The organism is Catenulispora pinisilvae, assembly GCF_015356865.1.
Lineage (GTDB): Bacteria > Actinomycetota > Actinomycetes > Streptomycetales > Catenulisporaceae > Catenulispora > Catenulispora pinisilvae.
Map to the genome: position 1 here is coordinate 1 of NZ_JAAFZA010000043.1, position 24,736 is coordinate 24,736.

Genomic DNA, 24,736 nt, shown 5'->3' on the forward strand with positions numbered 1-24,736 from the left:
AGTCTTCACCTGGCAAGTGCTCCGGTTCTCTGGACGATCTCGACTTCGCAATCAAGATCATCCCAGGTGGCGGAGCACTTCCTCGTTTCGGGGGTCAGCCTTCGATGTTCTTGGTGAACGCGCGAGGCTAGCGCTTCGTGACGACCTCCACACCGCCGATATGCCGGATGACACAAATTCAGTCTTGGCCCAATTGCGCTCGCAGCGTCGAACAGCGCATGACCGATGGGACAAGCTTCACGAAGCAAGAAGCTCTGCCCACCGGGACTAGCGCAGGAGGACAGCTACGGGGCCGCTCTGAATGATCGGTTATCCGGCGGGCCCCGAATCCGCGAAGGCGGACCCAGGGTCCTGTGTCACTAGTCCTACTGAGCTTCGGGCTTGCTCCGTTGGATATCAACCCTCTGCGTCCAGTAGGCGACGTTGGATCTAGCCGTCCGGGTGTTGGGATGTTCGGGCCCCGAGACGGACTCTAGTACTGGAATCAACTCGCGAAACATGTCGCGGGCGGTCGCGGCATCGCCTGCTTCCCCGGTCCAATAGGCGAGGTTCGCGCGGGTGTTCAAAGAGTCGGGGTGCTCGGGTCCGGATATATGTTCACGCATCGGAAGCAGCTCCCCCAGCAGGTCACGCGCAGTTGCCGGATCGCCTGCCTCACCAGTCCACCGAGCGAGACTGGAGCGGATGTGCAAAGTCCTGGGGTGTTCGACCCCCAGCACACGCTCGAGCATCGGCGCCAGCTTCGAATAGAGATCACGTGCCGCCACCGCATCGCCGGCCAGCCCGGTGTAGAAGGCAAGTCTGCCCATAGCGGTGAGCGTGTCGGGGTGTTCGGGCCCGGAGACGCGTTCAAGCACGGGCAGCAGGTCTCGTAACTGATCACGCGCCTCCACCACTCCGCCGACCTCCCCGGTCCAAAGGGCGAAGTTGGACCTCATGTGCAGCGTCTTGGGGTGTTCGGCGCCCAAGACGCGCTCCCGTACCGGAAGCACCTGCCGGAAGAGATCGCGTGCGGCCACGGCGTCACCGGCCTTTCCAGTGTAGGCAGCGAGTCTGGCCTGAGCTGTCAAGGTGTCGGGGTGTTCGGGCCCCAAGACGCGGCCAAACAGTGGCACCAGTTCCCGCAGCAGATCACGCGCATCGAGCACACCACCTGCCTCCCCCGTCCAATGGGCGAAGTTGGACCGGGCCGTCAGTGTGTCGGGGTGTTCGATCCCGCGCTGGCTCTCGTGGGCCTTCGCAAGGCTTTGCCACCAAGTGCGGGCGGTCGTGTAGTCGCCGCTCTCTCCCAGGGCAGAGGCCAGGCGCCAGACTGGCGCCCCAAACGGGTCACCGACCAGCTGAGCGTGCGTGAACAGCAGCCGGCACACGCGCCACATCATAGGCGTCGCAATATCCTGCGGAACTGCGGATTCGACCAACGCCGTGGCCACCGCCCGCCACGCCCGTAGATCCTGTGGACGGAGCTGGTCGCGAGTAACGGCCTGCACCAGCCGGTGCACGCTGAACGTCGCCCCCGGCGGCCCGATCAAGCTGTACCGTCGCAGCCCAGCCACCGCGTCGTCCAGCGTCAAAGGCCCACTGCAGAGCGCCCGCACCTGCGTGAGAATCTCATCGAGATCTCCGTCCGGGCCACCAAGACGCAGCTCAAGACCTTCCGGAAGCAACAGCCGGAACGGAATGTCCTCCGGCGCGAGGAAGGCGATAATCCGCAGGAGCGTCAGCGACTCCGAACTGGTGGCCTCCAGCTCCGTCAGGGCCAGCGACCACGTGGCCACCACAGGTGCTGCGTGCGAGGCCGGGGCTGAGCGTGCAAGCACGGCAGCACGGTTCGCGCTCAACAAGCCTAGATATTCGTCCAGGCTGCGCCCCGTGGTCTCGATGAACGCTGCCGCCTGTTCCAAGGCCAGCGGCAGCAGTCCCAACTCGTCCGCGATCGCGCGCGCCGACTCCCGGTCCGTGGACATCGTGCGGTCCAGCAGCAATCCGGCCGCGTCTTCGGCATCGAGTGCGGTGACCTCCACCGCCTGCTCGCTGGGCCAGTGCCCATCCTGAGTCGTCACTAGCACGTGCCCGGCGCCCTTGGCAGGCAGCCAGCGCCGCGCTGCCGCATGGTCTTTCACGTTGTCGAGGACCAGGAGCCAGCGCCCTGGGTGAGCGGCCAGCGCCGCGTGCACTGCTGCCACCGGATCGCCTTCTCCGGCGTCGAGCACCTGCGCCAGCTCATGGAATTGCGCCAACAAACCGGTGGCCTGCTCGGCGTGGAAGAACCACACCACCTGGTAATGCTGCAGCTGCCGGTAGGCGTATTCAAGAGCCGCGGTTGTCTTGCCGACCCCGCCCAGCCCGCACAGGGCCACAGTCCCGACCTCTTGAGCGGCTCCCAGGTGAGCATGTATCTGCGATATCAGCTGCTCGCGCCCGGCCACCCGACCCGGTCGTGGGTCCAACCGCACAGCCTGCCCGGTTGCCACCCGACGCTGAAACACCACCTGCACCGAGCCGGCCGCGCCGATCGCGAACCCCTCCGGGCCCGCTGACACCCGGACGTCGCCCTGCACGGCGACCCCGCCAGCGGCCACAATCGTCACGCCCTGAGCCGTCTGCAACCGGCGCACGAGTTCCTCGACCGCCTCGCCGAAGCTCACATCCGACTCCAAGGCGTCCTCGATTGCCAAAGCCACGCGCGCTCGTGTGCGCGCCGAGGGCTCTATGGCGCCCTGACCGGCCTCCTCGTCCAGCCGCGCCAGCGCAGTGTCGCCGACGAGCTTGCCCGCCACGAGCTCGTGCAGCTTCCCCCCGAGCCGGTCAACCGCGGCGTCCAGGGCCTTATCCACCTGCGCGTCGGCCTGCCGCGCCGCCCGCTTCCCCTTCCCAACCAGCCAGGCGAATAGGTACCCCACTACCAGCTCCGCACCGACCACCACACACACCCCCAGGCAAGCAGGCTGAATCACACCCCTGTGATGCTAACGCGCCGGCCAGCCCACTACACCAAAACGCATCAAAGCGTATCAACACGTTGAAGGCGTTGAGCCATGGAAACCGGGGAAGGGGCGGAAGTCTTCATTTAGTGCGAGCCGCGCCTGCACGCGAATTCGCGGCGGTGGTCAGGCAAGTCGCAGCGCGCTCTACGACGTATGTGCTCTCCGAAAGGCTCTGGCGGTGCCGCGATAGCTCACGTAGCGAGTCAGACCCGTCGCTGAACCCCGAAAGGTGGTTCGGAATGCTCTGGCACACGACAAGCTCACATATCGTGAGTCAGGAACAGCCGTCGCACCCCCTCCCGACACCGCCTCCACAACGGTGAACTACTCCCTCGGCTCCAACCCCCGCAACCCCACCGACAAGATCGCCATCGTCGGCAACATGCACGACAGCACCGATTCGGCAGAGAAGATGCCGCCTCCCGTCCCGCAGCCACGCCTGCCCGATCCGGAAGACGTGAGCATCGCCGACCCGGACGACTTCCGCATCATCGAGGGCGCGATCGAGCACATGCCCGAGAACTAGGCGAAGGCCTTGGAGGAGAACTTCTTCTCCACGGTGGAGTTGGTGTGGACGCTCACGTAATTCGGCTCTGTCAACGGTTACGTGACGATGCCACGGGCCGCAGATACTGTGCCGCTGGTCGATGTGAGGTCGCCGTAGATATGGCGATCGCAATCCCCACGACGTCACGTGATCGTCGCCAGAGCCGAAAAACGTGAACGCCGACACGTCACGACGGTCCCCGGAACGGATTCATGATCAGCCATTGCTGATTGGTGCGGCCGTCCGGACGCCGCATGGTCGGCGAGGTGCGGCTCTCCGCCATCGCAGCGGTCGGCTTGTGCAGCACTTCACGCGTCCGGATGGACTCGATCACCCACGCTGCCCGCTCCTTGACGGGGAGCAGCCGCCAGCGCTGGTGCGCCTCGCCATGGCAAGCCCGCATCTTCGGCCAGCGGCCATCGTCACCTCCCCGCCGGGCGTCCAGTGCCAATCCGTTTTCCTCCGAGACGATCAGGAACTGGCCGGGGTGGGTCGTCCGCCGGAAGCGCCACAGCTGATGCGGCTCGCCGTGGACCGGCCACAGGATCGGATGTTCGTCGTCGTGGCGCCACGCCGTGTCGAGGGCGAGCCCGCTGTCGCGGCCGACTATCACGAACGGGCCCTTGGTCGAGGCCAGGAACCGGGTCATTACCATCAGGCTGCGGAGATCGATGCTGACGTTCGGCGGCATGATCCCGATCCGTATCGGACCCTGTGACGACTCAGGCACCTACATCCCCAATCGGTCGTCGCCGGGTATTCCCGGCGCCTGCCCCGAGATATGTGCGGCATTTCGCAGGCGTCAGCATTCCACATCCCGGCGGGACCTACCTTCGTCAATATCCTGATGGTGCCGGCCAGGGTCGTGGACGGTCCCGCGAGTGAAGTCGGATCCTGGGTGTGCCTGATCCGCAACTTCGGTCGCTTCTTCGACATTCGGCCAGCGCCTGCAGGTTGCAGCCCTGCATGATGCCGCCGGTCCTGGCGGGCATGCTCCGTGAGCAGGGACCGGTGCTGTTGTCCTTGGGAACCGCACCCTTGTTCGGATCGCCTCGGGCCCGATGCAGGACATGCTCGACCGCCTGAAGCGCACGGCGGGCGGCGATCACCTTCCGGGCCCTGTCCGGGGGCAGCGGTGGCCTGCCGGCGCCAGGACTTCTCACCGGTGATTTACGGGCTCTGTCAACGGTTACGTGACGATGCCACGGGCCGCAGATACTGTGCCGCTGGTCGATGTGAGGTCGCCGTAGACATGGCGATCGCAATCCCCACGACGTCACGTGATCGTCGCCAGAGCCGAATTACGTGAGCGCTGACAGTTGGACACGGTCTCCGACTCGCACGCCGCGCAGCTGCGCCCGGCCAACACCGCGCGCGGGTACGCGGGGGACTGGAAGGTGTTTACGGCCGCACATGAAGTTCCGCTCATCAATGCCAGCCGCGGCATCCTGCGCGCGTTCATCGCCTGGCTGTGGAGGGCCGGTGCCGCGCCGTCCATGATCGACCGCCGACTGACCGGGCGTCACCGTCATCCTGCGCCGTGAGCACGGCGTCGACGTAGACCCGAGCACGTCCGCCTGGCCCGGGAGATGCTCAAGGACTACCTCCGCACGGTCGCTGAGTACCGGCAGCCGTCCCGCGACCGCGGCCAGGCCGCCCCGCTGCCGCCGCCGACCTTCGGGCGATGTGCACCACCTGCGGGACGGACCTCGCAGGCCTGCGCGACCGGGCCCTGATCCTCCTGGCCGTCGCCGTCGCCGCCCGCCGCTCCGAACTCGCCAGCCTCGGCGACGCCGACATCGCCGAGGACCCCAACGGCCTAGTGGTCGAGCTGCGGGTGTCCAAGGCCAAGCCACGCACCGTCGCCGTGTCCTACGGCTCCAACCCGCCCACCTGCCCGGTCCGCGCCTGGAAGGCGTGGAAGGCCACGAAGACCGCCGCGCTGCTGGTCGGCCCCGGTGAGAACGCCGGCGTCGTGGACGTCGGCGAGGACCTAGCCGTCACCTTTCAAGGTCGAATCGCACAACCACCCCCCTATGTCGAGCCGTATCAGGGCGCGGCGACCGGGGTCGGCGGCATCGAATACGGCGCGGCGTTCCTGCGCATCGACCGGCACGGCCGCGTCTTCGGGCCGATGTCCGGCCAGGCAGTCAGAGGCGTCATCACCCGCGCCGCCGAACGTGCCGGCGTCGCCACCCGGCTCACCAGCCACTCCGCCCGCGCGAGCCTGGCCACCGAGGCCCGCTGCGCAGGCAATCCACACCGACTGCGACTCCTCGGGACCGACCCGCTGAACGCGGCGTCGGCGTTCTCCGAGGCAACCGATCTCGCTGGTGCGGCCTGACGTAGCAGGGGACTTGCTTACTCCGCAGTTTCCATGTCACAGTTACTCGCAACTTCACTAGACGCAAACAGTAGGGAGAATCTATATGGAGAGTGACGGCAGCACGGAAGGGAGGTGTCAGTTCCCCGATGATCCGTGCACGCAGCCTGCAACTACCCGCGGCTTCTGCCACCGGCACTACAAGCTGCTGCGCCGACACGGCCGGTTGGAGGCGTTGCGTCCTTGGGGGGACCCGGATTCGACATGCATGCACTGCGACAGGCCGGCGCGGTCCGGCGGCATGTGCCAGGAGCACTACGACCGCCAGCGCCGCACCGGGCGCATGGAGCGGCAGCGTTCTCCGGCCGGTGGCCCCTGCCAGGCTCCCAGCTGTCCCGAGGATGCCGCGACGCTAGGCCTATGCCGACGCCACTACGACAACAACCGCCGGCACGGGGAGTTCGAGCCGGAGGGGCAGCGTCGCCAGGCGGACGGGCCCTGCGAATTCGGCGAGTGCTTCGAGCCTCTCTACGCCCGGGGCCTATGCAACGCGCACTATCAGCAGAGCCGACGGGGCATTGAGCTACATCCGATCAACAGCCGTCTCATCCCAGACAACGCAGCGTGTACTGCCGTAGCCGGATGCCCTCGGCCGGTTTGGGCGTTGATGATGTGTCGCACCCACTACTACCAGGTGAAGGAGCAGCGCGCCGTGACCGTTCTGGCTCCGCTGCCCGCTGGCGATGGGATGTGTTCATTCCAGGGTGGATGCCGCAAGGCGGCCGAGGACGAGGGTCTGTGTGCCTCGCACCTGCTGGTGGACCTAGATGGACGCCCGCTGGCTCCGCTGGTCCTGCAAGTGAGTACGGCCAGAGCCGCTGAAATGCGCGCACGTGGTGTGAGCTGGTGCAGCCTGTGCCAGCAGGAACTGCCGCTGGCGAACTTCACGATCGACGGAAGCGGCAAGCGCGAGGGAATGCCACGGTCGCGGTGCCGTCTGTGCTCGGGGATGGTGACCCGTGCCAAGAAGTTCAATCGCACGCTCGGGGACATCGCTCGCCTGTTCGTCTTCCAGGAGTACCGGTGCGCCATCTGCAAAGACGAACACCGAGGCGACGTCGGTCTTCACCTCGACCACGACCACGCCTGCAAGCAGTGCCCCAGCGAAGACGAGATGTGCGGCAAATGCATCCGGGGTTTGCTGTGCTGGTCCTGCAACAGCTTCCTCATCGGCTGGTATGAGACCAAGGGCAACAAGCTCGGGAAATACGAGCCTGCCGAAGAGTACCTGAGGAACTTCCCGGTCCGGCGCATGGGTTTGACCTGAGCTAGAATTCGCGACAGGTCGACGCCCGTAACGGTGGTCCCCGGCGTCGATATGTCGGCCTTCTCCTCGTTTGGCTGACCCGGGCTGTCGCAGGGGCGTGACCCGACCCGTGCGGGCCTTCATCCGCAATGCGCCAGCCCTCTGTGCGAGCCGCTGCTGCGAAGCAGATCGGCCACACTTGCCGATCGTGACGAACCCTGGTGGATCCACGTGAACCCACTGGGTTCCGGCCGAAGAACCTTCGGTAGTCCCTAAGCCCAAGCAGGTCCGAGGGCTTAGATCTCGACGTCGCTCATTTCATGGAAGTACGAGACTGGCGATGTGCGAGAGCAATAGGACGGTCTCGTTGTACGCAAGCGCTGCATCCTGCCGATCCACTGGAAAGTCGCCACCAGTCGCTCCAGTCGTCGGTTCCACGTGGCGCCCCGAGTGAAGGTACGTGCCGAGGCTCAAGGTGAGAGCGTCGATGGCTTCGCGCTTCTTGCCGACTGCCATGTTGTCGAAGATATTCTTCTTGGCTCCCGGCAGCGCGTCGATCGCGGCGCGGCAGTAGCCGAACACTGCCGGTGCATCGCCTGTCGTCAACGCGCGACGAGCACTTTCCAGGTGATCAAGCGCGGCGGTCCAGGCCGGCACCTCGGTGGGGTCCGGCAGGTTAAGGGACGCGATGAGGTAGCCGCCCAGCTTGAGCGGGGCCACAACCAGTTCGTACCAGTCGCTGCGGGCGATGGAGACGGTGAGCTCGTGAACCAAATTGTTGCTGATGGGCCATTGGTGCCAGACGCCTGCCGCCTCAAGACCTTCAGCCCTGGCGCCGGTGAACTCATGCTGATAGCGCAAGAGCCCGGAGAAGCGGAGCTTGAGTTCAACCCGTCCCGGCGGCGGGTCAAGAAACAGAGGCAGAGCGGAGCGTGGGCACGTGAAGGCCGCCTCGACTTGCTGCCCATCGGTGGTCAAGTACGTCACGGGCCCGACCGCACCCTGGCCAACGAGAACGTCACCGAGGTAGGCATCAAAGCTAAGTTGGATGATCTCGGTTTTGAACTGGGCGTCCTTGAGCCGTGCCTCGACGAATAGGGAGATCCGCGGTAGCGGCCCACCCTTCGCGGACGGCAAGTTCGAACCCGGACGAAGTGTGATGGCGTGGCGATTAGCCGGCCCGATGAATTGGACGTCTGTAGGCATCTTGTCACTGTGGCACAATCCGATGGGGTCGAGGGCTGCTTTCTCCACCTGTCTGGGTGCGGTGGACACGTTCCGCCTCACGGTCGTTCCAAGGCCACGCCGCGAGTCCGACAAACCGGTACAGCCGGTCAGATAGATGGGCACGGCCCAGCGCCTGCGACGCAAACTATCAATTGATCACCCGCGTGCTCCGCGCCAGAACGCCCTCACATGGATCCCGGAATGGCCGCAACCCATGCGATTAGCGGAATTATGCGACGAACGAAACAGGATGCCGCACGGGATCTCGACGAGGCTAGTGAAGCGCCTCGGCTGCAGCGTAGAGGAAATAAAAGGGCTTCATCCGAATTTCGTTGCCCACTTTGTTCCGGTCATAGATGGCTTGCATGATGGGGGCAGCTAGGGCGGCTGCGCCACCTACTGCGGCAATAGACGCGTGGTGACTTAGGAGTGCTGGGCCGAAAACCGCAAGCCCCGGTATTGCCTTGTTCGTCGCCCCGACGATCCCGGTAGCGCGCGACAAAAGAGATGAGTTGTCGGTAACCGATGCCTTGATGGCCTCGATGCTCGGGAGAACGGTCTCTACCCACTCATTGTGCACGCCGTCCGCAAAGTCATGTTCCCACGGGGCACTACCGATGGACTTCGAAGCTCTTGCCATGGCACTCCGGAATTGCGTGAGCGATGGAGCAAGCTCGGAGCGGATGTCGATGATCTCATCAACTGTGGCAGTCGGAAAGGTGGGCAATCGACTCATGAGTCCTGACGCGGCCATTGCCTGGGCGCACATTCCAGCGGGGCCCTTGGCAGGCACGAAGACTCCTTCCCGAACGGCGGCCTCAGTCAGTTCTGCAATGGGCTCATCAAATATGAGATATTCCCGACCCGAAGAAAGATATTTCGATAGCTTGTCCACGAACGTCTCGACGATCCTGTCCGTGTGTCCGTCCTCATTGCGAATGCCGGACTGAGCGAGCTTCGCCGAAGCTATGCACGACACGAGCAAGTCCATAACGTCGCCGGGGTCCACATTTTCGATCTGGATAAGTCCTTGCTTCCGAGCGCGGGAAAGCTGGCCGATGCCTGCTTCGTCCGTAATCTTTTGCACAGCCTCCGATAGCGTTCGCCGAATGGGGGCGAATCGCTGAAGGATCTCTGCCTAAAGAATCGCTGGGATCGGAGGGCTGTCTCGACCTGGACAAGTCCTTCCTGAAAGTCTGGAACGTTTTCTGCGGACATAAGGATAGGCGCAAGACGGCGCATGAGCTCGACCTGCTCGCGCGGGGAGAACTTCCGTAGCCCCTCGACCCGCAGGAACATCGTCGTCACAGGGCTAAGAACGGCGACCTTGTCGCCGTATAGCAGCGCTGCCTTCAAAAGTTCCAGCTCTGGTACGACATTGGCTGAGGAGCCAGGATTAGCAGCGACAACCATTCGGAGCGGCTCGACCTTGCCGCCGTTGTAAGTCGTGGCTCCCTGCTTGTGCCGGCCCTTCGTCCTTTTCGCCACCGGTCACCGATCCAGGTCAGAGGACTCGATAGGAAGAGGAACGCGCCCCGTGTCTCTCGGTTGCAACAGGTCAGAGGGGGTTGTTCCAACAAACAACACTCTACTACCGCCGACCAGGGCGGAAGCGTTGAAATTTGCTCGCCGCGCACATGGCCGGACAGCACGCGGAAGGCCTGCCGTAACGCCATCCCGGCCTGGCGGTCGACCGCCAGGCCGTTGCCGGAACTATGCCGCCCACGCCAACACGGTCTTTGCGGTACCCCGGTAGGGACCGATCCGTGGTAGCCACGCCTCTGCTTCGTCGGTGAGCTCGGCAATCCAGCTGGCGTCGTCGGGATGGCCGATCACGAGATCGATACCCTGGTGGTTCCACGTGGCGCTGTGGAAGGCCTTGGCGCCATCCGCAGTCAGCATCAGCTCGGCGAACGGGGCGGTCGCGTAGTCATCCTCAGGCCCGGCCGCCTCGTAGACCATCATCACTGCCACGTTGCCGGTCAGGGGGAACAGCACCCCGCTCTGCGCGGCCACCTCGTCGTAGAGCGGTACGAACCCGCGGTTGTCGATGATGAACCTCGGGGCCATCTCGCTCTTGCGGATCACTGCGAATCGCGCGCTGGCGAGTACGTGGGGAAGCTGCTCGTACGCGGTCTTGCGTGCTTGCTGGACCTGGTCGTTGCTCAGCGAGGCACCGGGCACTGTCAGGTGAGTCACGGCATCGGTATCGAAACCAGGGTTGCGGATCCATGCGGCCCTGATGTGTTTGAGGACCGTCGCCCAGTCATCGGGGCTGAAGCCCGGCTGTTCCAGGGCTTTGGCCGCATCGGGCAGGGCGTCCTCATACAGCTGCCAGATTTGCTCAGCCCAGTCAGCAGGCAGGTCGTCGGTGGGGTTGTCGACATCGTACTGGCCGCGGTCCCAGGCAACGCTGTCCGCCTTGATCTCGGGAGTGAGCTTGTTCTCCGGCGGCCGCGTACGGATGCAGACCTTGGCGCGGCGCCGGCGAGGGCTGTTGTCGTGGGGGCGGCCGAAGCCGCCGATGAGCCCTGCTGGAAGGTAGTGGTCCCGTCTCGGCATGTTGTCATTGTTGCCGCTCCGGCTCGCAAACTGCCGTCGGCAACGCACTGGTGGGCATCGCCAGCTTTGTGTCGTGCGCGTGGCGCGGACTGGCCGCACGCTACGACCGTCTGGCTATCAGAGACGCGGTTGGCGTCCACCACCTCCCGCCCCGCACAAGATCGAAAATGTCAGTGGCGGTCGCTACGGTGCTCACCCGTGAAGATCAACGAGCGCGCCCGGATAGGCCCTGGCCCCGCTTCCGGTCTCCGGCCTCCACAGCGATCAAGTGCCATTGATACGCCAGGACCAGTCCGACCGTGCCACCGACGCCCGCCAATCGGCCCGTCGTGCGTCAGAAGCTTCGCTGTTCGTGCTGCCTGCCGAAGCGGGCATAGTAGCGTCCGTGCTCACCAGACTTGCGGAGATCGACTGGTCGTCCATGTCCCATGCCTACGGCACCGCCGAGGAGGTGCCGGATCTGCTTGTCGCGATGGCGTCGGACGATGAAGAGGTGCGGGACAAGGCATTCAGCCGGTTCTACAGTGTTGTCCACCATCAAGGCGACGTATACGCCCGCACCATAGCCGCGGTGCCGTTCCTGGTCGAGCTCGCTGAGGCGGAGCGCTCTGCTGCCCGGGCTCAGCTCGTCCGGGTACTAGCCAGCATCTCTGAGGCCTGCCTCGACCACAGCGGCGTCTACTACACGGTGGGCGGCGAACTCTTCGATTTCGGCGACGCGGCCGCAACGATGGCCGGCCACGCCCTACTGTTCGAGCGGTTCGCGACCCATCCGGATCCACAGGTGCGGCTGGCGGCGATACCGGCCGTCGCCCACTTCCCGACCAAACCTGCCCGTACCGCAGCGCTCCTGCAGGACTGGCTCGGTGCAGAAGTCGGGGTGCTGCAGCGGCTCGCGGTGGTGAACGCCCCGGTAGCGCTGGCCCTTCGGCGCCCGGACACGGCCGAGATGGTCATGGCTTGGTTGGAGGGGCTGGCCGCGAACACCGGTGTCGACGTCACCATTCGGCTAGCAGCACTTTCCGGGCGGGCGCGCTGCACCCCCGACGACGTCCCGGCAGGACTGGTGGCCTCGGCGGTGGACCTGATCCGCGCTGTGGGTCAAAGCCCGGCACCGACTGAGCAGTGGGCCAACCAGCCGAAGCCCAAGAAGCAGCCCGCACCGGCTGCCGGCGTGCCGCCTTTCGTTACGGCCGCGTTCGAGCAAATCGAGCACAGCAACACGGTGTTCGCACCGACCACCGGGCTGCTCCGCGAACTGCATCAGGCTCTGGGCGATCGGATTACGGACCGGGCCCTGCTGCTGTCCGAACAGTTGCGCAGCCCGGACGCGGGCACGCGACTGGACGGGATCCGGATGGCCGGCGACATGATGACGAAATGGCGTGGGGACCACAGCGCCCTGATCCTGCTGATCGCCGACCGGCTGAGGGGGCCCGCCCAAGTAGCCGCCGAGGCCGCCACGGTACTGGGCACCTGCCACCGGCTCGCCGAGCCGGCCCGCGAAGCGCTGGCCGAACGCGTCGCCCACAAAGACTGCGACGAGCACGACGGCCCGCAACTCTGGGCAGCAGACGAGCCCCGGCTGCGACGCGCCCACCAGGAGGCGGTACTGACCCTGGCCCGGCTCGGCGACGCCCGCGCGCTGCCGAGTCTGCTGGTCGCGCTGGACGAAGATGTCGATGCCTGGCGCGCGATTCCGGCTGCCACACACCTGCCACAGTGCGCACGTCAATTCGCACCCCGTTTGCGGACCCGGCTGGCTGCCCTCGATGTCGCCAAAGCACCCAAGCACCACGACAAGGGAGCCAGGGCACTGTTGTCCGCGCTGACTACCTTCGGCGACCCCGACACCCTCCCGCTTGCCCTAACACTTCTCGACGCCGCAATGAAACATGAGCACTGGGGCATCGCTACTGAGGCGGCCAAGGCTCTCGGAACCTTTGGCACCCCGACTACCCCGGCAGTACCGATGCTGCGACAACTGGTCTCTTGCCCTGACTGGACCGCACGGACCGCCGCTTTGGTCGCGCTGTGGCAGATTGGAGGCAACGAGCAAGAAGCACTCGAGATGGTGGGGGCGCACCTCGTTGGCCCGGCCGTTTTCCACGACGACGGGGTCGGGACGGTTCTGGGCGAACTGGGGCCGGCAGCCGCCGACCTGACGCCCCACCTACGGAAGCTACTCGCCGACAACTACGAATGGAAACGGGTCCACGCCGCAGAGTCGCTCTGGCTGATAGCCGGCGAACCGGAAGCCCAGACCGTAATCGAAGTGCTGCTACAAACCTGGACCCAAAACCAGATGACCGGCAGCTTCGTCGTGACTGTCCTGGACCGCATGGGCCCAGCCGCCGCTCCAGCGCTGCCGCAGCTTCGCGCCGAGATCCGGAAAAGGCGACGCGGCGGCCGGTTCGACACCATCGATACCGACGAGGACCTCGTGGCGATGTGCCAGAAGCTCATTGACTTACTCGAGTAGGCCACGTTTCACGGGCAGGAAGCCGCGCCAGAAACCCGAGGCAAGCACTGGCCCCATCTACCATCCGAATCACAGCAGCTCATCCGCCTGGAATGGCCACACCTCGCAGAGCTTGCGGGAGGGTATCGCAAGCGTGGCTGATACATCAGTCTGCGCGATGGCCGATACTGGCATCGTGCCGAGGGATACCGATACGTGGCGAGCGCTGATCACCGAATACGGACAGCTGACCAAGCTCACTGGCCACAGCCCCCAAAGCCGTGGCCAGCGGTTCAATGGCCTGATCGCCGAGCTTCTCGAATGCTGGGATATCAGCGCACGTGCGAACAAGCGCTCAAAGGGCGAGATCGACGTCGGCTTCACCCTCGAAGGTGTGCGCTATGTGCTGGAAGCCAAGTGGGAGAAGACCAAGGCCGACACCGGCGACCTCGCAAAGCTACACAAACGCGTACAGCAGCGTCTGAGCGGCACCCATGGCGTGTTCCTCGCGATGGCTGGCTACACTCCCGAGGCCGTCGCCGACCTCGGTGACGGCCAGCGTCTTGAGTTACTACTTCTGGACCGAACGCACTGGGAGGCCATGCTCTCAGGGCTAGTCCCTCCCCAAGAGCTACTGTCGTTGGCCCGCGACCATGCAGCGTTTCAAGGGGACGCCTATGCGCCCCTGCACAAACTGCTTGCCAGTCAGGCGAGGCCTTCGAGTGTCGACTTCAATGCCTCGGCTCAAAGGCCCGGGACAGATAACGCAGGTTCGGCACAGTCCAGACCTGTGTTGTCCGTGAGGAATTCAAACCAGCTCGGCCTGTACTGCATAGCGCCTGACAGCCTGCTGCTCACTACCGCCCGCGGGATCGTCCGCGCGGACCTGACATCCCGCACCGTCTCGCCCGCGATCGACGTCGCGCACTGCCATCGCAATCCTCTCGTGCTGGGTGATGGCTCGATCTTGTTTACGCGCTGCTTCGGGGTCGGACGGTTCCACAACGGCCGAATATCCGTCGCCGCCGGCGGAGCAGTCGGAGCCACCAGTTTGACCCCAGGTACGGACGACACCGCCTGGTTTCTGGACAACGGCTCGGAGTCGACACCTGCCTCGATCAGCCGAATCGCTACCGAACTGACCGATCAAGCCCGATACGGCCTCGACTACCCCGCTGCGATGGCAACCAACGCAGCGTGGATCACGCCCGAGCAATTGGTCATCATCGGCGGTGCTGGGATGGCGGTTACCACTCTGTCTGACAGATCGGCATCGCATCGCGCACTCACGCAGGCAAATCCGATGGGGCTCCTCCGCCGTGACGAAAACACCGTCCTCACCACCGGCGACAACCTCACCGTCGCTGTCACCCATCTACACACCGGGCAGCCTCTCGAGGTAGCTGTGGTCCCGGAACTTCGCGGTTCAGTATCGGAACTAGCTCAGTCCGCCAATGGCGACATCTACGTAGCCGCCTATGATATGTCCGCTGACAACTACACCGTGATGCAGCTCAACACCGCCGCACCACAAACGCCACCGCTCCTGAATGTCGCCACACCGACGGCAACCGCTTCCGGCTCGACTCATCCGACGGCCCCCATCAGGGCCCGACCAACACAACGAGACGCGCCCCACACGCTCACCTCTGGCGGACAGACAGCGACCCCTCCCTTCAACGAGGTGGCAGCCGCTCTGGTGATCAGCCGCCGCGAAGAGCGCGAACGCGGCCACAGCGACGGCTTCGCCTTCGCACCAGCGCTTGGATGGCCATGCCTGGAACACCTGGCCGCGCGGGGCTTCAGGCTCGATTTCTGGCTGGAAAGCCTGCGCAACGGCTGGCACGACGTGCTAGTCGGCCGGGCGCCTGACGGGGCGACCACGGCCGCCTGGCTGCCCGAGCTGGCGGACAGGCTCGGCACCTACCTTGACCCGGTCGGACAGGAACGGTGGTCCTTCACCCCAAGCAGCGACTACGTCGAAGGCTTCGCCGACGGCCTCCGAAGTGTCTATGACAGCGTCAGACACGCCAACGGCAAGACGCCTGATGAGGCGCCAGCCTCCGTCTTCCTCGCTGTTAAGGGAATCCTCGGAAGCATCAACTTCGATGGATCGGCCGTGACCATCCGCAAAGAGGGATACGGGCCACGCATGAAGGGCGTGAAAAGACTACCTGTCAACGAAATCCAGCAGGTAATCGTCAAGCCCGCGACTGCCATGTTCCACGGATACATCCAGTTCGTCGTTCAAGATCAGCCACCGGCGCCAGACGTACGCCTGAGCCTCGCTGCCGGCCGACCCCACCGAGAAGACCCATACTCCATATCCTTCAGCCGGCGCGCCAACAGCGACATCGAACGGCTCAAACAGCACGTCAACTCGGCGATTACCTCATATCATTGATTAGCATCGGACCACCCCCTCGCCGCCGGTCAGTCCAGTCACACGGCTGTAACCAGTCGACTCCTTTTGAGCCTCTCTTTATCCGCGGTTCGGGGTTCAAGTCCTTGGCGCAAACGCACTCGACCAGGACGTTCTCCCTTTGTGGAGGGTGCCCAGAATCGTTTTCAGGCCCGAGTGCTAACCATCCGCTAAAGACAGCGAGCTTAGTTCCGGGGCATTCTGAGAAGGCGAAGCAACTGCCACTACTGCCGGGCCCGCTGGTTCGTCAGCCGGTCCGCGAGTTCGTACAGGTTGCGGTCAGGCTCGTCGTCGAGCACGGCGAGTCGTACTTCCAGAAGCCGAAGCGTCTTCCACATCTCGGCGTGCCGACCGAGGTGTGCCTGGACCCTCATGATCTTGGCGTAGAGCTCCTGGTTGCAGTCGGCGTCGGCGACCGCGCGTTCCAGCACGTGTAGGGCGAATTCGGGGCGGGAGTCGGCGGTAAGGTAGGCCAGGCGGGCGCAGGCGTCGCCGAAGCGGCGGGATTCGGCTTCGCGGTCGACGATGAGCCAGTCGGCGTGGATGCCGCTGGCAAGGTGTCCGCGGTAGGTGTCGACGGCGGCCTCGAGTGCTGTGATGCGTTCGGTTTCGCCGCGGGTGCGGTTCGCAGTGTCGAGCTGCTTGGTGAAGCGGGCAAGGTCCGTGGTGATGTCGGCGGGGTCGAGTAAGTAGCGCGTGCCACGGTTGGTGATGTACATCGTCTTCGACTCGCCGGTGACGGCACGGATGCGGGTTCTGGCGTGGTAGACGGTGGAGCGGAAGGTCTCGGCGCTGCCGTTGTTGGTGCCGTCGGGGTTGGTCCACAGGGCGGCGATGATTTCGTCGCGGGCGATGCCTGCGGGGTGTAGCGCCAGGAACGTCAGGATCGACGTCTCCTTGTTGTTCAGTGTGACTTCGTGGCCGTCGACGGTGACGGCCACCGGGCCCAGGACGTTGACGTGGACTCGCGGGACTGGCGGAGGAGTCGTGGCCGCCGTGGTCTGCGCCGGGATGGCAGCTTCTTGGAACGCCGGAGTCTCAGCTGGCCGGTCGGTGGCCGTGTCCTGGCCGAGGTCCAAAGCGGGATCCAGCTGTGCCAGCAGAGCCTGCGCTTCGGAAGCCGACAGCGAGTAGGCATGCATGTCGTCGAGGTGTTGGTCCGCACTGTGGGAGCGTTGATCATCGCCGATCTCAGCTGTCGTCCCCGAGTCCCAGGGCCCGAGAAGGACCGCGTGCAGATCGACGGTCCGGCCGACTTCCAGCAGGGCGGCCAGGCGCGGGGTGATGGCCGGCTCGGGTGTTGCGATCAGGACAAGCGGCTCCAGAGTCTGCTCCGGGTAGAAGCGACGCACGTCCACTGCGGTGCGAACACCGAGATCCGCCACGGTGCGGCGCCGGTCTTGGTATTCGGCCTCCAGCATGTCTACGGCGTCGTCCAGGTCGGTTGTGATTTCCAAGCGCGGGACGTGTGAGTGCTCGTCGGCCAGCAGGGTCGCGAGATCGGTCGAGGGAATGAGGACTCGCATGTGATCCAGGCTCGCCAGCGGTCCGCCGTTCGCGAGGATTCCGACCAGTAGCGCTCGGGCGGTGCTCAATGTGCCTGGGCCGTTCAGGCCGAGGCCGGCATGGTCTCGCAGAGTCAGCCCGATCTCGTGGTCGCCGTCGGTGCCGAACGACAGCGAGCCCGGCGCTGTGAACTCGGCGTACGACGCGGGGATGCTCGGCCCGGTCAGCCCTGCGCGAGACCGGACCTCCGGGGTGGTGACGGCCTGCTTCGGCAGTAGGACGTCAGGGCGGTCACGTTCGGGGCCGTCGAGCCCGGACAGGTAGGGGTCGTCGTCATCGGGATCGAGGTCGCCGTCCTGGAAGTAGCCGAGGGACGGCGGAGCCAGCGTCGCCAGATGGGCTCGCTCGATCTCGGCGGCCGACTCCGGAACTGCGGGTTGCGGGGTGTCCAGCGGGATCGGCCACCGTGCTGTGCTGCGGATCCGGCGACGCTTGCGGGCCAAGGCGATCGCTGCGGCAAGGGCGCCGGCAAGACCGATGCCGACGACTCCGCCGTCGGGGAGGTTCACGAACGATCGGTCGCGGTGCGCCTTCGGTTGGGCGATGACCTCGCCTACGTGGGCATTCGTGGCTGCTGCACTGGTGATGGGCGTGGTCGGTGTTGGGGAATCCGGCGAGGGCTGCGCCGCGAAGTCGCCAGGGGGGTCGGTGGGCTGAGGAAACGCGATAGAAGGCAGAGTGGAGTCCGTCGGCCGTGGAGCTGTAGAGGCCGGAGGCGCGGCGGGGGCTTCGGTAGTTGCGTTCGACGCGCGTAGTTCCAGAATCCAGCCGGGCAAGACCAGGTTGGGGTCCGACAGCCGTTGCCCATCGGCCTGGACGCGGGCGTCGTTCGCCTTGTAGATCTCGCGCCAGCGCTCCGCGTCGCCGAGGTAGTGCGCGGCGATGCCCCACAGGGTGTCGCCGTCGACGACCGTGTACGTCGATGCGGCGGTCGTCGCAGTCGCTTCGGCGGGGATGGCTGGCGCGGTGGAGCTGGCGGCGGCCTTGGTGAGTGTCGCGAAACCGGTCTTGGCCGCCACCGGGGTCCGGGACGTGAGCACGGATACGGCCAGAGCAGTCAACAGCACCGCTACCAGCGAGGCCGCCGGCCCCGCCTGCCGATCGCGAATTTCGGGCGCAGTCTGGCGTGCGATCGCGACGGCATCGGCCAGCGCGCTCGGAACCTGGACGACAAGCTGCCGGATAAATGCTGCCCAGTAGCACCACCCGACGATCCCGAGCAGGTCCAGGACGAAGCGCGCCCTGTCGATCCGCCATACGGCCAGCCACGGCGCCACCTGGTTGAGGGACGTTGGCAGTGGTCGGGGGAAGGGGACGCCGAGCGATTCGGCGAGGAACCACGGGATCCCGCAAACAACTGCGACCAGGAGCGCCAGCGCGAGCAGCCCACGAACGGCGCGGGTCAGGGTTCTCATGGTGTGCTCGCATCCGAGGTGACTGGGTGTGCGGTCGCCTGGCCGGCGACGTGGATCACGTCCAGGCCGCCGACGGTCAGCAGCTGAGTTCGGTAGGCAGCCTCCACGGTGACGGTCACGGCATCAGCGGAGACCATCACCGTGTAGTGGTCACCTGTCGCCGCAAGGTACTTTTCAGCGGCGGCCCGGGCGCGTACTGGATCCAGAGCTGCCCGTCCGGTCTGGCGGTAGGCGATTACGTCCAAGGCGTCCGCGCCTGTTCGGGCTGCTTCGGCCGCCTCGCCCTGAGCCCGGTCCTTGGTGGACAGCGCCGCGCCGCCGTCGAGCACCAAGCCGGAAGCGAGGATCAGAGCCGGAACTAAGAGAACTGCCAGCACAATCACGGCGTGCTCCGGAACGGGTCCACCGGGCTGACCGAGGAGGCCGTCAACGTCTGAGTGCCCGGTAGCAACCCGGTGAGGTCCTCCAGCGAGATGTGGCAGGAGATCGTGACCCGGACCACCCCGCCGGGTTTGAATGTGGCGGTGTCGACCTTCACGTCTCTCCGATTGCAGGCTGCGCTAGCCGGAATGGTCGCGGCTGTTTGCCGGCCCGCGGATCGGGCCCGAGCAGGATCTGCTGCGAGAGAGGCAGCACGGGAGGCGGCGTGCGCGGCGGTATTGACGTCGATATCGGCCATCGCCAGCCGTCCGAGGAGTACTACGAACACCATCACCAACACCAGGAACGGCGCGATGAGCACCAATTCGACGACACTGGATCCGGTGTCCGATCGCAGAGATCTCCACCTACTGCTCACGTTCGGTCCCCGATCGTCTCGGTCGGCGCGGTGATCGTGACGTGCACGGGCAGGTTCAGGAACGGCACGATCTGCTCGGCGTATCCGCTCACCTCGACACGGACCTCCCGGGCGCCGCGCTGTACCTGAACCCGACCGTCGTGCAGCGTGCTCTTGTCGAACTCGGCCAGGTAACGCTCGGTTGCGGTCTGGCCCGCCACCTCCGTGCCACCTTGAACTCGAGCTGCCTCTAGGCCTTGAGACGCGGCTAGGTGCGCGATCTGCTCGGCATGGAAGTAGAGAACGAACGCGAACGTGCTGAAGATGATCAGCCCGATCACAGGCATGGCGAACACCATCTGGATCGTGGCCGAACCGGCGTCACCACGCGGGCGGTGTAGCGCGAGGCGCATCAGAAGTGGATGCTCGCAGCCTTGCCCATGATCTTCGAAGTGAACAGAGCACCGACACCGACCGCGATCACAACGACGATCGCGACGATGATGACGGTCTCCGTGGACACGCTGCCGCGATCATCGGTCCGCAGGTCGCGGGCAAGCTGTCGGAGGCTTCGCGGACGCTGGCTGCACGTCAGCAGGCTCCAGGCGCGGATGGTCAGATCGGTCATTTTCGACATCACAGGTGTGCTTCCTTTGCTGAGTGGGGGGAGGGAGAAGGCGGGGTCAGTTGAGCCCGGCGAGCACTTTCATCACCGAGGGGAAACCAATAGCGATCATGAAGGCGAGGAACATCAGCCCGATCGGTACGCCGGTGCGCTCAGTCGCGGCCTCCGCGGCGGCCTGCACGTCGGCGAGCTGACTGGCACGCAACACCTGCGCCTTGGCCGTTAGCGCGTCCTTGATGCGTGCCCCTTCGGAACCGGTCAGTGCCAGCGACGCAGCCAGCTGCGCCAGGTCCGGCGAGTCCAGGTCGTGGGCGAGCCGGGCGAACACCGCAGGGATAGGGGTGCGGGCGAGCTGGGCTTCGGCCAGGGCGGCACGCAGCTTCGTGAACGTGGGCCCGTCCCCGATGGCGGCAGCGTCATGAAGCGACTGCTCGACACCGCCCCCAGCCGCGAAGGAAGTCCCGGCCATTTCTAGGAACATCGTCAAGGCGGCCCGAGTCTCGAGGCGCGCGGCCTTGGCGGCAACAGCCGTGTTCAGCACTGGCAGCCAGAACATCAGCGCCACGGATGCCGCGGTTCCAACCATCAGGAAGGCGCCGGGCATATGCAGTCCGAGCACGCTGAACCACAGGTCCGACACCGGCGCGAGGATCAGTCCGGCCGCCCCACTCGCGGCCTGCTGCGCCAACAGATCATCGGCGCTGCGACTGAGAACCACCAGGTCACGGCGGGTCTTGGCAGGTGGAAGACCCAACCTGGCCAGCAGCGGAACGAAACGGCGGCCGGCCCGTGCCGCCCAACCGCTGGCAGACTCCTGCGATGAGACAGCGGGGCGGAGGACGGGCGTCGACGCGGATAGGCGCGCCAGCACTGAGGCCGCTGACGGGGTTGGCGGACGGAGCCCTGCGAGCAGGAGCCAGAGTCCCGCGCCGATCCCGACCCCGAGCACGATGGCTACCACGCAGCCACCGCCTGTCTGGAGTTCGCGACGATCGCCAGGTGCGTGAGAACTCGTGGTTCCGGGTCCGGATGCAGGATCTTGTCCAACCAGCGCAGCGCCACACCGAACACCCCAGAGGCAACAAGAAGCACGATCTGCCCGCGAACGCTGTCGTAAGGAGCCATGAACGGCGGATCGCCGAACATGAGCACCCCGAACAGCGCCAGCACCACGCAGATGGTGACCCGGACCGACGTGCGCGGCTTGGCCTGGGAAGCGACGGCACGCCGCCGGATCGACGCCTGCTCGCGGGCAGAGGCGGCGACGTTGTTCAGTACCGCCGCGGTGTTCCCGGACTGCCTGCGGGAGGCGATGATCAGGCAGCCGGCGACGACGTCGGCGTGCCGGTCGGCGACCTGGTCAGCCCACGCCGCGATGGCTTCCGCCAACGGTGTCCCCGTGTCGATCTGTTCGGCCAACCGTGTGCAGGGTGCTGTGATTGGCTCTGGTGCCAGGGGCGCGGCAGCCATCACTGCCTGCTGTAGTCCGGCGGCGGCCGACAACGTGTCGCGGAGCATCTCGGCGAAGGTGGCGATGGCGTCCGACAGCTCGATCGCGTGCCTCGAAACTTTGTCCGGGCCGAGGACACGCGGTAGGTACCACAGCGCCAGGAATCCGATCACGGTCATCGCTGGCCAACCGGTCCAAGCCACCAGTCCCGCCGCGCCAGCTGCGCACGCCGCGACACGCGGTTTCTGGCCGGTCAATCGGCGCGGGCTCAGGCTCGTGGCGAGCGACGCCCATCGCGACGGAATCGCGGAAGACCCTTCCAAGCCCGGTCGCAGGCCTTTGACGATCGTGAGCAAACCAATAGCGATACCGGCGCCGAAGAGCCCACCGAGTAGCTGCGTGCCGTTCACCAGCTCTGCCTCTCGTACGTGCGCGCGGCGAACGGGTCATACTCGACCGTGGCCAGACGCTCAGTGAGCGCAGTAGACGGCGGGGTCGCGCGCACAGCCGCACCGTCCAACCCCGGTTCGTACAGCCTGTTCGTGACCACCCGGTCGGCGTCGGACCCGGTGACTTCGGCGACTTCCCGCACCACGCGGCGACCGTCAGCCAGCTCGGCGACGTGGAGCACCAGGTCGATGCCGTGCGCCGCGAGCCGCGCGACAGCCTCGGCTGGTGCGCGTTCCGGCGCGAGGAGTGCGTACGTGATCAGGCGATCGAATGCCGCGTCTGCGGATTCCGCATGCACCGTGGACAAGGATCCGTCGTTGCCCTGGCTCATCGCCAGGAGCATGGGCAGGGTCTCGTCACCGCGGACTTCGCCGACGATCACGCGGCCGGCTGACAGCCGAAGCCCGGCGCGGACGAGGTCGGCGGCGCTTATCCGGCCAGCTCCCTCGGCGTTGGCCTCGCGGGCCTGGAGTGCGTCCACGACCAGATGCCGGTCGGTATCGGCGTCCAAGCCGAGCTCGAACGCGTCCTCGATCGTGACCAGCTTTTCGCAGGGGTCGATTTCAGTCGCGAGAGCCCGCAGCAGCGTGGTCTTGCCCGCACCCATGCCGCCAGCGATCAGGACGTTGCACCGGGCCTGGACGGCGGCGGCCAGGAAGTCCCGCAGCCCTTCGTCGATCGTCCTGAGCCTCACCATCTCTTCGAGGTCGATGTCTCGGTGAAGATGCCTGCGGATCGTCACGCTGGGGCGTCTGTTGACCGCCATGACCGCCGTCATCCGCGATCCGTCGGGCAACCCGATCGACAGAATCGGGGAGCCTCGATCGAACCGACGCTCCTCAATCCCGCTCCTTGCGGCGATCGTCCGCACGAGATCGACCAACTCGGCGTCGCTTGCGGCGACCGGCCAGGGGCCTCGTTCCCGGCGCTTGCCGGCGTACTTTACGAACACGACGTCGTGGCCCAGGATGTCGATGTCCTCGACCCCGGGCAGCTCCAGATACGGCTGCAGGCCGCCGAGTCCGAGCAGACGGTCAGCGACCGACCTGATCACCAGATCGGTGATCTCCCGTCGGGGCGACGGCAGGCCGGCGGCCAGAGCCGAGGCCACCTCGGCCTGCAACTCCTGCGCACAAAGCCGATCCACTGCGGCGCGGCGATTCGCCGAGTTCCACGAGTCCTGTTCTGATTCGGCGACCAGGCGGGCGGCGACACGGTCTCCGACTCGCGCTGCCATGGCCGTGTCCAACATCGCCGTCACGCCACTGCCTCCGGCTCCGGCTCCACGACAGCTGCTGCTGACTGCCGGACTCGGTCGGTGATACTCAGGGCGATCTGCTGCACCGAACGCGCATAGGCGTTCCGGCGGCTCCTGGCGAGCAGTCCCGCCTCCGGCGCTTCCGGAAGGCGACCCGCCACCTCGACGCCGAGCGTGCGGCTCATCTCGCCAGCCGTGTAGCCGCCCCCGCGCAAGACCAGGCGAACACGGCTTTCAGCCTTCTGCAAAGACTTGATCGCCACGCCCAACAGCCCGATTTCCTCCGGCACCGGACGCACCACCAGCAGGAATTCATTGGCGACGGTCACGACCGGAGACAAGCGCCGCACGTCAAGGCGACCGCAATCGAGGACCACGACCGTTTCCGAATCGGCGGCGACCTGTTCCAGCAGGCCGCCAGTCGCCGCGAGATCCAGCACCGTCGCCTGCACACCGGCAGCATCGGCCGGCGCGACCACCACTGGCAGCCCTGACGGGAGCTGCTGTGTGTGCTCGCCGATCCGTACGTCCTGGGCTGCGGGGAACATCGCCGCTGCGAGGGTCGTCAAGGACGGCGAGGCTGCCAGGCCGAATCGGCCTGCGATCGTTCCACCAACAGCATCCGTCTCGACGAGCGTCGCCGACGCGCCGTGCGGCCACAGCGCCGTCAAAGTCATCGCCAACCGCGTCACCCCGGGCGCGCCCTTCACCGATGCGACAGCGACCAGCATCAGGAACCACCTGCGCTGCCGGGAGCCAGCACGATCACCGAGACGGGGTTGCTTCCGGCCTGCCCGATCCTGGCTGCCGAGGCCTCATCGGTCAGCAAGGACACGTCGACCGAGCCGGTCTCTTGTGCGTCCTTCACCGACACCACGGTCGCCGTCATCGCGCTCTTCAGCGGATCGGTGAGCGCTTGAGAGACCGGACCGGTTCCCTGGTCCGGAGCATTGATCTGTACGGCCACCTGATCGCCGGCCTTCAGCTCCGCCGGGAACGACCCTGCCTTCAGTTCGGCTGGCGCGACCGCCTGACCGACTGGCGGGAAGACTGCCGAAGCCCCGACCTTGTTCCCGGTCATCAGGTCCCCGACTACAAGCGGAACCGCCGCGACACGCCCGACGATCTGATCCTCCTGCGACTCCGGGATCAGCCCGACGCCGGAATCCGCAGCGACCTCCGCCGTCCGCAAGTCTTCGGCGACCACCTTCTGCCCGGCCGGAACCGGCGTGGCGACCTGTAGCACGGGAACCCGTCCGTCAACCGAAGACAGCAGCACGCCGCCGCCCACGCCGCACAGCGCGACCAGGCCAGCCCCGGCCTTCACGTAGGCCGGGCGAACTCGGCGCGTCGAAGCCA

Annotated in this window: 21 protein-coding genes and 1 pseudogene; 6 read left to right on the plus strand and 16 right to left on the minus strand. The window is 65.8% G+C overall.

Annotated elements, in window-relative coordinates:
- Positions 1 to 365: 365 nt before the first annotated feature.
- Positions 366 to 2,924 carry an FxSxx-COOH system tetratricopeptide repeat protein gene (gene fxsT, locus IZR01_RS14465; protein ID WP_194924122.1) on the minus strand — a complete coding sequence of 853 codons (2,559 nt, stop codon included), beginning with the start codon at positions 2,922 to 2,924 and terminating at the stop codon, positions 366 to 368.
- 382 nt (positions 2,925 to 3,306) lie between these two features.
- Between fxsT and IZR01_RS14470 the strand changes: the two genes are divergently transcribed.
- Complete coding sequence (locus tag IZR01_RS14470; RefSeq protein WP_194924123.1) at positions 3,307 to 3,513, plus strand: hypothetical protein; 207 nt, start codon at positions 3,307 to 3,309, stop codon at positions 3,511 to 3,513.
- Positions 3,514 to 3,721: 208 nt separating this feature from the next.
- Here IZR01_RS14470 and IZR01_RS14475 read toward each other — a convergent pair whose 3' ends face one another.
- Positions 3,722 to 4,225 (minus strand): RICIN domain-containing protein, encoded by a 504-nt coding sequence (locus IZR01_RS14475; RefSeq protein ID WP_194924124.1) that lies wholly within the window; start codon positions 4,223 to 4,225, stop codon positions 3,722 to 3,724.
- A 628-nt stretch (positions 4,226 to 4,853) separates the two neighbouring features.
- Between IZR01_RS14475 and IZR01_RS14480 the strand changes: the two genes are divergently transcribed.
- From IZR01_RS14480 to IZR01_RS14490, 3 genes are all read left to right on the plus strand, one after another.
- Positions 4,854 to 5,078: a hypothetical protein gene (locus tag IZR01_RS14480; RefSeq protein ID WP_194924125.1), complete on the plus strand. Its 225-nt coding sequence runs from the start codon at positions 4,854 to 4,856 to the stop codon at positions 5,076 to 5,078.
- A gap of 140 nt (positions 5,079 to 5,218) precedes the next feature.
- A complete protein-coding gene (locus IZR01_RS14485; RefSeq protein WP_194924126.1) occupies positions 5,219 to 5,878 on the plus strand; it encodes a site-specific integrase in 660 nt (219 codons plus the stop codon).
- A 691-nt stretch (positions 5,879 to 6,569) separates the two neighbouring features.
- On the plus strand, positions 6,570 to 7,184 hold the full coding sequence (locus tag IZR01_RS14490) for an endonuclease domain-containing protein (RefSeq protein ID WP_194924127.1): 615 nt from the start codon (positions 6,570 to 6,572) through the stop codon (positions 7,182 to 7,184).
- A gap of 297 nt (positions 7,185 to 7,481) precedes the next feature.
- Here IZR01_RS14490 and IZR01_RS14495 read toward each other — a convergent pair whose 3' ends face one another.
- The 3 genes from IZR01_RS14495 to IZR01_RS14505 all read right to left on the minus strand — a co-directional run bounded on the left by IZR01_RS14495 (position 7,482) and on the right by IZR01_RS14505 (position 11,051).
- On the minus strand, positions 7,482 to 8,369 hold the full coding sequence (locus tag IZR01_RS14495; protein ID WP_194924128.1) for a hypothetical protein: 888 nt from the start codon (positions 8,367 to 8,369) through the stop codon (positions 7,482 to 7,484).
- A gap of 295 nt (positions 8,370 to 8,664) precedes the next feature.
- A complete protein-coding gene (locus tag IZR01_RS14500) occupies positions 8,665 to 9,477 on the minus strand; it encodes a hypothetical protein (RefSeq protein ID WP_194924129.1) in 813 nt (270 codons plus the stop codon).
- Positions 9,478 to 10,103: 626 nt separating this feature from the next.
- Positions 10,104 to 11,051, minus strand: coding sequence for a hypothetical protein (locus tag IZR01_RS14505; protein ID WP_194924130.1), 948 nt, complete (start codon positions 11,049 to 11,051; stop codon positions 10,104 to 10,106).
- A 286-nt stretch (positions 11,052 to 11,337) separates the two neighbouring features.
- Here IZR01_RS14505 and IZR01_RS53225 point away from each other — a divergent pair, with 286 nt between their 5' ends.
- Complete coding sequence (locus IZR01_RS53225; RefSeq protein WP_194924131.1) at positions 11,338 to 13,434, plus strand: HEAT repeat domain-containing protein; 2,097 nt, start codon at positions 11,338 to 11,340, stop codon at positions 13,432 to 13,434.
- A gap of 133 nt (positions 13,435 to 13,567) precedes the next feature.
- Positions 13,568 to 15,817: a DUF4429 domain-containing protein gene (locus IZR01_RS14515; protein WP_194924132.1), complete on the plus strand. Its 2,250-nt coding sequence runs from the start codon at positions 13,568 to 13,570 to the stop codon at positions 15,815 to 15,817.
- 242 nt (positions 15,818 to 16,059) lie between these two features.
- Here IZR01_RS14515 and IZR01_RS14520 read toward each other — a convergent pair whose 3' ends face one another.
- From IZR01_RS14520 to IZR01_RS14565, 11 genes and pseudogenes are all read right to left on the minus strand, one after another.
- Positions 16,060 to 18,816: a BTAD domain-containing putative transcriptional regulator gene (locus tag IZR01_RS14520; RefSeq protein ID WP_194924133.1), complete on the minus strand. Its 2,757-nt coding sequence runs from the start codon at positions 18,814 to 18,816 to the stop codon at positions 16,060 to 16,062.
- Positions 18,813 to 19,199 (minus strand): pilus assembly protein TadG-related protein, encoded by a 387-nt coding sequence (locus IZR01_RS14525; protein ID WP_194924134.1) that lies wholly within the window; start codon positions 19,197 to 19,199, stop codon positions 18,813 to 18,815. Before IZR01_RS14525 ends, IZR01_RS14520 begins: the two co-directional genes overlap by 4 nt.
- The gene (locus IZR01_RS50505) at positions 19,196 to 19,354 is read right to left on the minus strand and encodes a hypothetical protein (RefSeq protein WP_228559457.1); all 159 of its coding nucleotides are present in this window, start codon (positions 19,352 to 19,354) and stop codon (positions 19,196 to 19,198) included. The genes IZR01_RS14525 and IZR01_RS50505 overlap by 4 nt, the downstream gene beginning before the upstream one ends.
- Before the next feature lie 108 nt (positions 19,355 to 19,462).
- A pseudogene (locus IZR01_RS54210) lies at positions 19,463 to 19,615 on the minus strand (TadE/TadG family type IV pilus assembly protein); the annotation flags it as partial.
- Entirely contained in the window at positions 19,612 to 20,007 is a 396-nt protein-coding gene (locus tag IZR01_RS14535; protein ID WP_228559459.1) for a TadE family protein, read from the minus strand. The pseudogene IZR01_RS54210 and the gene IZR01_RS14535, both read right to left, overlap by 4 nt.
- Positions 20,007 to 20,222 carry a hypothetical protein gene (locus IZR01_RS14540; protein WP_194924137.1) on the minus strand — a complete coding sequence of 72 codons (216 nt, stop codon included), beginning with the start codon at positions 20,220 to 20,222 and terminating at the stop codon, positions 20,007 to 20,009. Before IZR01_RS14540 ends, IZR01_RS14535 begins: the two co-directional genes overlap by 1 nt.
- A gap of 55 nt (positions 20,223 to 20,277) precedes the next feature.
- Positions 20,278 to 20,937 (minus strand): type II secretion system F family protein, encoded by a 660-nt coding sequence (locus tag IZR01_RS53230; protein ID WP_194924138.1) that lies wholly within the window; start codon positions 20,935 to 20,937, stop codon positions 20,278 to 20,280.
- A gap of 236 nt (positions 20,938 to 21,173) precedes the next feature.
- Entirely contained in the window at positions 21,174 to 22,079 is a 906-nt protein-coding gene (locus tag IZR01_RS53235) for a type II secretion system F family protein (RefSeq protein ID WP_194924139.1), read from the minus strand.
- Positions 22,076 to 23,356 (minus strand): TadA family conjugal transfer-associated ATPase, encoded by a 1,281-nt coding sequence (locus tag IZR01_RS14555; protein WP_194924140.1) that lies wholly within the window; start codon positions 23,354 to 23,356, stop codon positions 22,076 to 22,078. Before IZR01_RS14555 ends, IZR01_RS53235 begins: the two co-directional genes overlap by 4 nt.
- 20 nt (positions 23,357 to 23,376) lie before the next feature.
- On the minus strand, positions 23,377 to 24,108 hold the full coding sequence (locus IZR01_RS14560; RefSeq protein ID WP_194924141.1) for a CpaE/TadZ family protein: 732 nt from the start codon (positions 24,106 to 24,108) through the stop codon (positions 23,377 to 23,379).
- On the minus strand, positions 24,108 to 24,704 hold the full coding sequence (locus IZR01_RS14565) for an SAF domain-containing protein (RefSeq protein WP_194924142.1): 597 nt from the start codon (positions 24,702 to 24,704) through the stop codon (positions 24,108 to 24,110). The genes IZR01_RS14560 and IZR01_RS14565 overlap by 1 nt, the downstream gene beginning before the upstream one ends.
- Positions 24,705 to 24,736 lie beyond the last annotated feature (32 nt).

Bases quoted from the DNA above. Each gene is read 5' to 3' on its own strand.
- IZR01_RS14475 (WP_194924124.1), bottom strand. From the start codon at position 4,225: ATGCCGCCGAACGTCAGCATCGATCTCCGCAGCCTGATGGTAATGACC.
- IZR01_RS14485 (WP_194924126.1), top strand. From the start codon at position 5,219: ATGTGCACCACCTGCGGGACGGACCTCGCAGGCCTGCGCGACCGGGCC.
- IZR01_RS14495 (WP_194924128.1), bottom strand. From the start codon at position 8,369: ATGCCTACAGACGTCCAATTCATCGGGCCGGCTAATCGCCACGCCATC.
- IZR01_RS14520 (WP_194924133.1), bottom strand. From the start codon at position 18,816: ATGAGAACCCTGACCCGCGCCGTTCGTGGGCTGCTCGCGCTGGCGCTC.
- IZR01_RS14535 (WP_228559459.1), bottom strand. From the start codon at position 20,007: ATGCGCCTCGCGCTACACCGCCCGCGTGGTGACGCCGGTTCGGCCACG.
- IZR01_RS14540 (WP_194924137.1), bottom strand. From the start codon at position 20,222: ATGACCGATCTGACCATCCGCGCCTGGAGCCTGCTGACGTGCAGCCAG.
- IZR01_RS14555 (WP_194924140.1), bottom strand. From the start codon at position 23,356: ATGGCAGCGCGAGTCGGAGACCGTGTCGCCGCCCGCCTGGTCGCCGAA.
- IZR01_RS14560 (WP_194924141.1), bottom strand. From the start codon at position 24,108: ATGCTGGTCGCTGTCGCATCGGTGAAGGGCGCGCCCGGGGTGACGCGG.